Raw genomic sequence first — 10,194 nt, 5'->3', positions numbered from 1 at the left:
ATCGTGCCGTTGACAGTGAAGGTAAGACCTTGGACTTTCTCTTGACGGCAAAACGAGATACCAATGCGGCTAAACGCTTTTGACTCAAAGTACTTAAACGGACTCATATTCAAGAACCAAGAGTAATCAACATGGCGATTACAGATGCGGAAGCAAGTTCCGCCTGTCTCGCCATCAATGTCGATAAGAATCCTTCTTATCCGCCAGCAATTGAGCTGCTCAAGAAGTCTAGCATTTTACCTGAAGATACCGAACTCAGACAGGTCAAGTACTTGAATAATATGGTTGAGCAGGATCATCGTGGAGTAAAACATTTGATTAATCCTGGAATGAGTTTTGGTTTTTTTAATTCAGCCCGAAGAACTATCAAAGGATATGAAGCGATGAATATAATCGGCAAGGGACAGATTGTGAATGTAGAAAAACGAGATGTCATAGGACAGATCTGTTTTATTAATCAAATCTTCGGAGTAGCTGCCTAAATCTTTTCTTCTTCTAGATTTTTGCTGCCCTATCTCAGTTTTTGCGACACAACCACTATTTCTTCCCAACACATTAGCGATCGCTTGACGTATTTTAGTTACTCGATTTTTCGACCAGTTTGATTGTTGTTTTTTGGAATAGAGATGGTCAATTATGTCTTGTAATGTAAAGACATCAGGATTGCGCTCTGCTAAAAAACCTTTAACCGTCTTTAACAACGTTACTTTTAACTTGCTCTTCTAGTGTCATCTTTGATTAAATAAAATTTTTTCTTTTAACAGCATAATAATCTAAGCATTTTTACTCAATGCAAAAGTGGGATGCTCCCCTGTAAGTCGAGATTGTCATACACAAAAGTCCTGAAAGAGATCGAGAAAGCTTATTCGTGGGCATTGATGTTTTCTCTATTCTGAGTCGAGAGTGTGCGGGGGAGAGAAAGCCAAGATGCTTATTCCGTTGGATGACTAAAATCAAAAATACTTATGAGAAAGGCTATTGAGACTTTGATTTACATAAATAAAGAATTACATAAATCAAAGTTAGTATAATTTAATATTTAAACTAAAATATTAAATTATGTTTGAATATCAGAACTAATTCTTGACAATGTAAATAGTTAAGTTAGTATTTACTGGAATTTACAAATGAATTAAAGAATTATGCTAACCATAACTTCGACCAGTCTCAGTGGAGGACAAGGAAAAACGACTTTAATTTATTTTCTGGGCAAAAAATTAGCCTCTAAAGGACATAAAGTTTTAGTTGTCGATCTCGACCCTCAGCACAACTTATCTACTTACTTAAGAGTAAGTTTGGATCCAGATGAGCCTAGCTGTTTGGAATTTATTCAGGGGAATTTTAATTGCGTTGCGGATTGTATTTATCCAGTCGAAATGGTAAATAATTTGTTTATTATTCCTAGTGATGAAGGTCTAGAAATAGCTAACGATTATCTAGCCTCTAGTGGGTTTGGAATAGTCAAATTACGTAATCAGCTAGATTTAGTAAAAGATGAATTTAAATTTGATTACTGTCTAATTGATACTCCTCCCCAGAAAAGTCAACTTTGCCAAACTGGAATAGGAGCTTCCGACTATGTTTGTGTTCCTGTAGAGACTAAGAGTAAGGGTGTTATCTGTCTCGAGCGAACTTTAAATGCGATCGCCACTTTAAATAATTCTAAAATTATCAACACCAAACTATTAGCAGTATTACCTTTTCGAGATCGCCTGTTCGGTCTAAATCGATCTTTAGAAGGTAAAAAAGCATTAGAACAGATATCTTCAAGGATCGATCCAGAGCAACTTTTACCCCCTTGGGTAGAATCAGTTCAACCAGAGAAAGCTATAAATCGAAATATAACTTTAGAAGATATTGATTTTGGGGAACTTTCTTATCCCTTTGATGTATTAGCTGAACAATTAGAGGAGTTAGGGCATTTAGTATGACCGAGGATATTTACGCTCAGTTAAATAAAAAGAAGACAAATAAAAAAGTTCCACCTCGGTCTGAAGATGGATTTAATCCTCCTCAACGTCCGTCTTTAGCTTCAGGCACTCAAGCAAACATAGCAGCAGTTCAACAAGAAAGTAATGATTTGGATTTGGTGACTACTGCCAAACCTAAATCCATAGCCTTTGAAGTGAATCTTCGCAATCAGTTGGATGAATATTTATTTCATCACAAACAAGTCAGTTGGGACACTTTTATCGAAGCGGCTGTACATTATGCGTTAACTTCTAGTGAGCATCATTCAATTGTCGAAGATGCAGCTAATAGGTTAGCAAAACGAAAATTATCTTCTACTAAAAGAAGAATTAAAACTATGACCGCTAATATCTATAGCTCTGAATGATCATCGAATTAATTGTTAAGAGCTTTATTGTTATCAACAGTTATTGAACTACAGGATTAGTTATTTACAAATTGTGTTAAATAACTAATCCTAGATTTGTATAATTATTTGTTTATATAAATCTAAAGCTGTAAATGCTTATTTTACGTACAAATGGTCGTCGATAATGCGTCCAGGAGCAATTTTCTAGTCAAGAGTCTCGTCGATATTGGCAAGTGGTAAGACAATGTTGATGGGAGTTGTAAGGTTGTTCAAAACGAGTAATTAAAATTTTTGGATTGGGAATTGAGATTATAGCGATCACGAAAAATTTGAAGTTGGTTAATATTCAGACCAACTACATTTGTAACATTCAGAAAAAGTAATGTTGCCTTGGAGGTTGATTGCAGGGTAGTAATCTTCATGGCACTCAGGACATTGGAGAGGAGATTGTTGGTAAAAGGGATCAGTGTTTTTCTGGATTAACTTACCGTTTTCCCAAGAACAGAATTGTTGCCAATCACATCCAGGTTCGGAAGAGTTCAATTCAAAAGTCAAATTGGGAAACATTAAAAAGGAGCAAATAAAACAGATGCAGCCACTACCCATGACTTTTGCAGTCTGTTCCAATTTAGGAGTATTTGCGCGACAGCATCCTCTAAGTTTTAAAGCCGCACTCATTCTGTTTGAGGAAGACGATAAGCAGTTTTACGAGTTATTTCAACGGCAATGTCGAGTTTTAGATTTACCTCCTGAATTCGACCGACCCATTTTGCTACACGCTCGTATCAACGAAGAAGGAGCGCACGATCACCTGACAGAGTTTCTTCTAGCAGAAGTGCCCTACGTGCTGTCAGAGGAACAGTTGGTAGTGAAGAAAAACATGGCAGTTCTAATGGAGTCGATGGTGCTGCGGACTCACGAAATTCTCGATTATTATGGCGATGTTAATAACATCATCCCTCGTTGTTTTAGCGCATCAAAAGATTGACTAGTCGTTCGGTAATAGCAAAACCAGTCTGACGCTCGAAATGAATAAACATCGGACTGGGATTTGCTTCTAAAAATATATATTCTCCTGTTGGCTTTCTGCGCCAATCGATAGCCGTCCACTCTAACATTAATGCCTTGGCAATTGTCAGACATTGCTGTTGCACTAAAGGTGGTAACTTGACTGGTAATAACTCAGCTTCTCTATCTTCGCGAAAGTCCAAAGCAGGGCTGCGAATTTCAGCAGTATAGACCGAGCCATCAATAACGTAACTGCGAATATTAGTGCCTGGAATATACTCTTGTATAGTTACGGGAGAAATGCTTAGAACTCGACTCAATCTTTGAGGTTCTAAAAGCTCCTTAGTAAGAAATTGAGTATGCGCGCCACCATAGACTGGCTTAAAAATGACTCGGTCGTAAATTTTGGCAAACTCGGTTATGCGCTCTGGACTGTTACCAATTAAGGTAGCTGGAATCTCCACTCCTATTTGTTTGACTTTACAAAGCTGCAGCGGTTTCTCTTTATGAAACTGATATGCTTGCCAAGAATTGATCCAGCGAGCTGGACAAGCCTGCATTAGCGATCGCAACGCGCTCATCGAATCGTTAAATGCTACCTGTTGTTGGTGCGAATCTTTTAATGAGGGAACGGAAACGCTGGAAAAATTTCGCCAAAAAACACTCTTAATGTTTTGAAAATTCAATTGACGACCCTTGGGTAGCATTAGTTCGCCTGCCAGAGTATCGGGTCGCCAAGAAATCCGTAACTGAGTGGGAAACAAACGAGTATTCCAATAATCTACTGTTGCTCCTGCTTGGGTGAGAGCCTGCTCTATATGCGCGGCATGAGCATCTGAAGCATTACCCAAAATCAAAATGTTCGTGGAATTAACCATGATGAATCAAACTCGACCCAAGCACAATCATCGGTCGAAAAAATATTAACCGGCTTCAAATAGGGCTTTGGTTAAAATTCGTTATAGTCTCCTCCTTCTTCCCCAATAGCTAGGGTAGTGAACTCAGGAGGCTTATGTTTGCCGGGTCGGGGACTTTTAGGCCCATGTTTTTTGCTAGGTCGGGGTCTTGTAGGCCAAGGTTTGCCAGGATCGTCTCCTCCTTCACTTCCCGGACATGGTGCGGAGATACAAACTATATCGCTATGTTTGCCGCCCCCAATTCGTGCAGTTTCTTCATTGGTTAGCTGTTCTTCAAAGTCTAGATCTATGGTTTCTAGATCGCTAAGCTCTAGTTCAAAAGGATGATTCATAAAACTAAATTCTCCTATACTTCAACAAATTGATTGTCACTCGATCAAGGTCTCTTCGAGCGCGTGCAGATTGACCAATGCTCACTCGCACTCGTTCGATGCTGATAGACCTAATATAAATTTTAAGCCCTAGCTAATGTGGCCAATTTGGCAGGTTTGATCGCGTTCCCTTAAAAAAAACTTTATTCTTTTACCGTCAGAAAATTTAAGATTTCTCTAGCCGCGCGATCGCATACTCCGACTTTTGCCAACAACGAACGCATATGATAATAATCATCCAACATTTGGTGACGTTTTTGGTTGTTTGATAATAGTTCTAAAACTTGCTCGCGTAAATTATCTACATTAGCTCGTTCTTGAACTAATTCTAGTACTATTTCTCGTCCCACGACTAAGTTGGGTGGCGAGATTAAAGGAATGGAAAAGCGTAATAGATGGCGAGCAATCCAGGCGATAAAGGGATTGAGGCGATATACTATTACCTGGAGAATATTGAGTAAAGCAATTTCTAAATTGACCGTACCAGATGTAAGCGATCACGATTACTGTGACTGGAGGTTGGAGGGGTGGAATTATTATTCCTTTATTTTTTACGGGAGCTTGTATAGATGAGGCACTAGCCGATATTTCTACTGGAGTAAATTCTGCTTTTGCCATTATCTGTATTATGGCTGCCCTCAATGCAACTGTCACCCGAACTCCTATTAGTACAACTATCCTACTCTCAAAGCTAACGGGTTTTAGTCCTCTGACACCAATCTTATTTGCTAGTTTGACAGGTTTCTTTTTAGCACCAAAGCTTCCTTTCATTGCTTCACAGCTCAAAAAACTTGAGCAAATAGATTAACTCTAGTGTAGATGCTTCTTGAAAGCTTCATTGGCAGATTTACAATGCTAGCAAAAGTACAGCATAAAATCGGATTCTGTCGCCAAAAGTTGAGACAGACAGAATAACTCTCTGGTTATCTAATTTTAAACAGCTGCAATTACCAAGAGGAAATCGACAAGAGTAATTTTGTCCTTGATTTTCCTGACAAACAAGTTTTAAATTTCGATTATGAGATTGTTCAGCTTAATCGTCTCAATTGGCGCGACTTTCTTCTGCTGAAGAATCCTGTTGCTGCTGCTTTGATGAGTAAGATGAAGATTGATAAAAGCGATCGCCCTCAAGTTAAAGCTGAGTGTCTCCGTCTCATGGTTACTCTCCAACTCGACCCTGCTAGAATGCAGCTTATTTCAGGTTTTGTCGATACTTATCTCAACCTCAATCCAAAAGAGGAAGCAAATTTTCAGTCTCAATTAAGTACAATAAAACTAGAACAACAAGAGCAAATCATGGAAATTACTTTACTACTAGTTGGGAACGTAAAAGTATTACCAAAGGTCAAAGCAGTACTATTTTAAGACAATTAAATCGTAAATTCGGCACTCTTCCTGACGCAATCGCCGAGCAGATTAAGTCTTTAGAGCCAAGTCAGTTAGACTCTCTGACTGATGATTTGCTTGATTTTCAGACTCTTGATGACCTTGATCAGTGGCTCAATAACTCATAGTCCTGACTAGCTTATTGACCCTTATTTCGCTTCATTATCTGCTTCAAATAACCAAGGCTGTAACCTCTTTGTAGCGCATTTTCCCATTTCTCCCAAGTTCCTGATAAACAAATCCATTGCTCAGCATCTCGCACTTCCTGACCTGAACAATAGCCCAGTTCCCTAGCCAAGTCATACCAATGCCTAAACACTGTAGCGCTATCTACTTGCCTATCCGATTCGGACGATTCTCGAGCGCTGACTAATGTTTTATCCGCCCAGTCTCCCTTCAACGCTGATACAAAATACCCTGAAAGGTTTGGTATATATTGCTCTCGCTTTCTCACCTTAACTATGGTAATCGCCGCATTTACTTTCTCAGATGGATATAGCTTTAACAGATTGGTCACTGTTTTGTTTATTGGTATCCCTGTACTATCCAATAGCGGTATTAATTCTTTCCAATTACTGTTGACTATATAGTCAAGTCTAGCGATATTTGTTTCTCCACTTATGTTTTGCTCATTCTGTTCTGATTTAACGTTTTTCTGGCGAGAAGAAGCAATTAACTCTGCTGAATGAGGATTATTACTTTTTTGCCTCCTGCTTCCTTCTAGAGCTGTTTTAGGCGATGCAGCAGCAAGCGTGTTTAATTTGTTGATAAGGTGATCGCTCTTTTGCTTTATTTTTTCTTTTTTGGTGTATTCTTTGTCTCTATATAAGTAGCTAGGCAGAATTAAATATAAAACGCTTCAAGTGGTAATCGCCTTGTTTACTTCTTCGATTCATTGCTTGAATAATTGTCATAGCCAGATCGTATTCATTGTCAAAGATACGCCCCGCAATTTCATGAGTTTTGAGTTGATGCCACTGCGTTTCAATTTCATTCAATTCTGGACAATAAGCAGGAAGAAAAAATAATAATAACCCTTGCTCTGACCAATTGCGCCAACAAGCACGAACTTCGTGACTTTTATGTATCGGACTGTTATCTTGAACAACAACAGTCAATTTTCCTGTTTTCTCAAATAAAGAAGCAGCTTTTTGGGCAATCGAGTTCATTACTTTGATATAGCTTTGACTCTTGAAACCACCTTGAGCTAGACCATATTCAAAACTTTTTCCTTCTTGCCATAGACCCAAAATACTGATTCTTGAACCATATCGTTTCTGACTTTGTTCCAGACACTTCTGCTCTCCAATTAAGCTGTAACTGTAGCTAACTGGACTCCATAGACAAAACCCTGCCTCATCTAGATATTTCAAGTCGATGTATCCTTCCTTAACTGCAATTTTTAGCATGTCTAAGTCAGCTTTTTTAATTGCTTTGAAATGTTGATTTTGTTTTTTTCTGTTGCTCTGTCTGGTTCTTTTCCAGCAATATCTTTTTTTTTAAGATTCTTCTTAGGCGATCGCTACTTAAATTTACCGCTCTTTCCTGTTTTAGTTTTCGGGCCAGTTGAGTGCTGTTATAAGTTCGTTGCTCCTGATTTAAGCAATTTTCGATGTATTCAAGATCTTCACTTTTCCACTTAGCTTTTGTTCCTCTTCCAGGTTCTTCCCATAATCCTACTAACCCTCTAGCTTCCCAACGTCTAATTGTTGCTCTAACTGTGTGTTCGTGACAATTAAATATTCTGGCAATTTCTGGCACGTTTTTACCCTGAGCATTTAATTTGAGCATATGTGCGCGATCGCGAGTCCGATATGGAACTGAAATTGCTTTTCGTAATTCGGCTAAGGTCTCTTCTTCTTCTGGATTTAGTTGAATACGCAGTGGTGCTGGCATGCTTATTTCATTTTTTCTCCTTATCTATCTTATATTTAATTACACCCATCTACTTAATGAGACTTTACTATCTTTCATCTCAAGAGTTTGACTTTTCACCAATTGAGCTGTGCTATTACACATCTCTGAGATTTCAATGCTTTGAGCCTCTGCCCACTCCCTTAATTTACCGTAATTTAAATTGTAATAATTTGTCTGATTCCACTCCTTCGATCTGTACCTAATAACTTTGACTATCGAGAGCGAACGTAATAAACTCATTGCTTTTCTAAATTTCCATACTAACAGGAAAGTAAATTGGTTTTTTACCCACTGCTCGAAAGTGTTATAGATGTATTTTGCCTGGTCTATGATTACGCCAATTCCTTCTTTTTGTGTCCAGTAGTGTAACTGCTGAAGTATTCCTGCTGCTTCAAAGCTTCCCAATGCAGCCGCGATCTCCATGTCGAAATGCCTAGTGTTTACTGGCGAGGTGCTTAAAATGCTCATCTTGCACCTCCCCTTTTGAGCGGTTTTTGAATGTCTGTGTCCAACGAAGGGTGCAGTTTTTCACCACACCATTTAAAATGTACATAATTGATTATTCCTTTACGGGGATATTTGGTACAAAGGCGATCGCAATTGTTTTTAGGGCTAGCGATCGTTTTTGCATTTGTACGTAATTAAGTATTAATTACAGGAATACAAGCAAAATATAAGTTGGCGTTGCTGGATAAAGGTATGATCTAGGGGAAATGCGATCGCTTTGAATGACAATATTTCTGTCTATAAGGTACTGGAATATCGGAGAATTTAAGATAATGAACTAGTAACCTAATCGAGTATCCGAGCATTTCTAGAGACTTTGAGTAGCACAGAGTTTTTCGATGTAATCGGGCAAGGTAATGTCTGAGTCTAGTATTTTCCCCTTCAATTCTGGTCATATATGTTTTACAGATAATTTGGTCGCCATCAGGAATAAATTGAGGATAGACTTTCCAGCCGTCCGTGACGTAAAAATAACATTGCCATGCTGCTACTACATTCCATAAAGGATTGAAGGTTTCAACACTGTGGTCTCCTAAAACCCAAGCTAAGATGCCTGGTTTGAAATGGTCTACTGCTGTCCAGAGCCAAATCTAGTTTTTTTTGAACTAACAAAGGTTTCTAATTCATCTAGTTCCCCTACTTGTGGCGTTGTTTCTGGATCGTAAGCATTTGGGAGTAATTCACTTACCTCTTTTACCCAAGCCATTACTGTCGTGTTGTGAACTCCTTTCACTCTTTCTATGGCTCTAAAGCCCATGCCATTAACATAAAGTTTTAGACATTCGTTTTTGAATTCGTCGCTGTAGCCTTGATATTGATTGTATTCTGTAATGAATTGACGACCGCATTGAACGCAAAGGTAGTTCTGCTTGCCTCTTTTTTTGCCATTTTTTTGAATCTTAGTTGATTTACACTCAGGACAATCCATTTTTCTGTAATTTTATTGAAGAATTAGCGATCGCAAGTTAAATAATCATACCTCAATCCAGCAACGCCTATAAGTTGTATGAGGTAATTTAGCTTCTCTAACTATCCGATTTAAGTTTTGAACTTCTAACACCCTCTTCTAGCTCCTCAAAACTACATTGATAGAGAGCAAGTAGTTCAGAAATTCTACTCACTCCCAAAGAAGGTTCTGTTTTGCCACTTTCCCAATTTCTGATTGTTGAAACCGCTACTCTCAGTTTGAAAGCAGCTTCTTCAGGTGATATTCCTGCTTTTTTTCTCAACCCTCTCATATCCATAGAAATAGTCTTTAACAAAATTAACCACCTCCATTAGACCATTAGATTGATAAGTATAGTTTAACACAATCAAATGGTCTAATAGATTAATAAACTATCTTAATGTTTATTTGATAATACATACAACAATCAAATGACTCTATTATTGAAAAGTCCATTTGATTAGACTAATATATTAGTAAGAGTGAAACACAACTATTTTTCTTTACAGCAAAACAAATAAGGTTTCATAGTTATCGACGCAAAAGGAGAGCAGTATAGCTTTGCTCGGCAACTACTCTCCTAAACCTCAACATTCAAATCAAGGTACTTAATATCATGACATATCCGAAGGTGTATGCTAGGGCACTAGCTACAACTACCAAGCCAGTAATAGAACAAACTTGTTCTAAGTAGATGGGTGTAATTAAATATAAGATAGATAAGGAGAAAAAATGAAATAAGCATGCCAGCACCACTGCGTATTCAACTAAATCCAGAAGAAGAAGAGACCTTAGCCGAATTACGAAAAGCAATTTCAGTTC

Annotated in this window: 13 protein-coding genes and 2 pseudogenes; 6 read left to right on the top strand and 9 right to left on the bottom strand. The window is 38.1% G+C overall.

The genetic code is table 11. The features are described 5' to 3' along the window. From V6C71_00095 to V6C71_00085, 3 genes and pseudogenes are all read left to right on the top strand, one after another. Window positions 1-482: pseudogene (locus tag V6C71_00095) on the top strand (DDE-type integrase/transposase/recombinase). A gap of 660 nt (window positions 483-1,142) precedes the next feature. Continuing rightward, on the top strand, window positions 1,143-1,931 hold the full coding sequence (locus V6C71_00090) for a ParA family protein (GenBank protein ID HEY9766892.1): 789 nt from the start codon (window positions 1,143-1,145) through the stop codon (window positions 1,929-1,931). Continuing rightward, entirely contained in the window at window positions 1,928-2,338 is a 411-nt protein-coding gene (locus V6C71_00085; protein ID HEY9766891.1) for a hypothetical protein, read from the top strand. The genes V6C71_00090 and V6C71_00085 overlap by 4 nt, the downstream gene beginning before the upstream one ends. A 321-nt stretch (window positions 2,339-2,659) precedes the next feature. Here the strand turns inward: V6C71_00085 and V6C71_00080 are convergent, their stop codons facing one another. After that, window positions 2,660-2,887 (bottom strand): hypothetical protein, encoded by a 228-nt coding sequence (locus V6C71_00080; protein ID HEY9766890.1) that lies wholly within the window; start codon window positions 2,885-2,887, stop codon window positions 2,660-2,662. A gap of 22 nt (window positions 2,888-2,909) precedes the next feature. Between V6C71_00080 and V6C71_00075 the strand changes: the two genes are divergently transcribed. Further along, window positions 2,910-3,308, top strand: a complete 399-nt coding sequence (locus V6C71_00075; GenBank protein ID HEY9766889.1) for a hypothetical protein — start codon at window positions 2,910-2,912, stop codon at window positions 3,306-3,308. Here V6C71_00075 and V6C71_00070 read toward each other — a convergent pair. The 3 genes from V6C71_00070 to V6C71_00060 form a co-directional block, all read right to left on the bottom strand. Further along, window positions 3,289-4,206 carry a hypothetical protein gene (locus V6C71_00070; protein HEY9766888.1) on the bottom strand — a complete coding sequence of 306 codons (918 nt, stop codon included), beginning with the start codon at window positions 4,204-4,206 and terminating at the stop codon, window positions 3,289-3,291. The two genes, V6C71_00075 and V6C71_00070, sit on opposite strands and share 20 nt — an antisense overlap. Window positions 4,207-4,277: 71 nt before the next feature. After that, window positions 4,278-4,577: a hypothetical protein gene (locus tag V6C71_00065; GenBank protein ID HEY9766887.1), complete on the bottom strand. Its 300-nt coding sequence runs from the start codon at window positions 4,575-4,577 to the stop codon at window positions 4,278-4,280. 182 nt (window positions 4,578-4,759) lie between these two features. After that, complete coding sequence (locus V6C71_00060; GenBank protein ID HEY9766886.1) at window positions 4,760-5,056, bottom strand: hypothetical protein; 297 nt, start codon at window positions 5,054-5,056, stop codon at window positions 4,760-4,762. A 68-nt stretch (window positions 5,057-5,124) separates the two neighbouring features. On the opposite strand from V6C71_00060, the gene V6C71_00055 reads away from it, so the two are divergent. Then, a complete protein-coding gene (locus V6C71_00055; protein HEY9766885.1) occupies window positions 5,125-5,424 on the top strand; it encodes a chloride channel protein in 300 nt (99 codons plus the stop codon). Between the two features lie 293 nt (window positions 5,425-5,717). Continuing rightward, window positions 5,718-5,981: a hypothetical protein gene (locus tag V6C71_00050; GenBank protein ID HEY9766884.1), complete on the top strand. Its 264-nt coding sequence runs from the start codon at window positions 5,718-5,720 to the stop codon at window positions 5,979-5,981. 160 nt (window positions 5,982-6,141) lie between these two features. Here the strand turns inward: V6C71_00050 and V6C71_00045 are convergent, their stop codons facing one another. The 5 genes and pseudogenes from V6C71_00045 to V6C71_00025 all read right to left on the bottom strand — a co-directional run bounded on the left by V6C71_00045 (window position 6,142) and on the right by V6C71_00025 (window position 9,688). Further along, window positions 6,142-6,519 (bottom strand): hypothetical protein, encoded by a 378-nt coding sequence (locus tag V6C71_00045; GenBank protein HEY9766883.1) that lies wholly within the window; start codon window positions 6,517-6,519, stop codon window positions 6,142-6,144. 316 nt (window positions 6,520-6,835) lie between these two features. Further along, window positions 6,836-7,898, bottom strand: a pseudogene (locus tag V6C71_00040) (IS630 family transposase). Between the two features lie 39 nt (window positions 7,899-7,937). Beyond that, a complete protein-coding gene (locus V6C71_00035; GenBank protein HEY9766882.1) occupies window positions 7,938-8,387 on the bottom strand; it encodes a hypothetical protein in 450 nt (149 codons plus the stop codon). A 236-nt stretch (window positions 8,388-8,623) separates the two neighbouring features. Then, a protein-coding gene (locus tag V6C71_00030) for an IS1 family transposase (GenBank protein ID HEY9766881.1) occupies window positions 8,624-9,354 on the bottom strand; the annotation gives its coding sequence in 2 pieces (ribosomal slippage) (window positions 8,624-9,018 and window positions 9,018-9,354; 732 coding nt in all). Between the two features lie 97 nt (window positions 9,355-9,451). Next, the gene (locus V6C71_00025) at window positions 9,452-9,688 is read right to left on the bottom strand and encodes a helix-turn-helix transcriptional regulator (protein ID HEY9766880.1); all 237 of its coding nucleotides are present in this window, start codon (window positions 9,686-9,688) and stop codon (window positions 9,452-9,454) included. Window positions 9,689-10,194 lie beyond the last annotated feature (506 nt).

The sequence above is a fragment of the Coleofasciculaceae cyanobacterium genome (genome assembly GCA_036703275.1).
GTDB lineage: Bacteria > Cyanobacteriota > Cyanobacteriia > Cyanobacteriales > Xenococcaceae > Waterburya.
The sequence above is the reverse complement of the archived record's forward strand: the minus strand, read 5'-3'. Positions and strand labels throughout refer to the sequence as shown.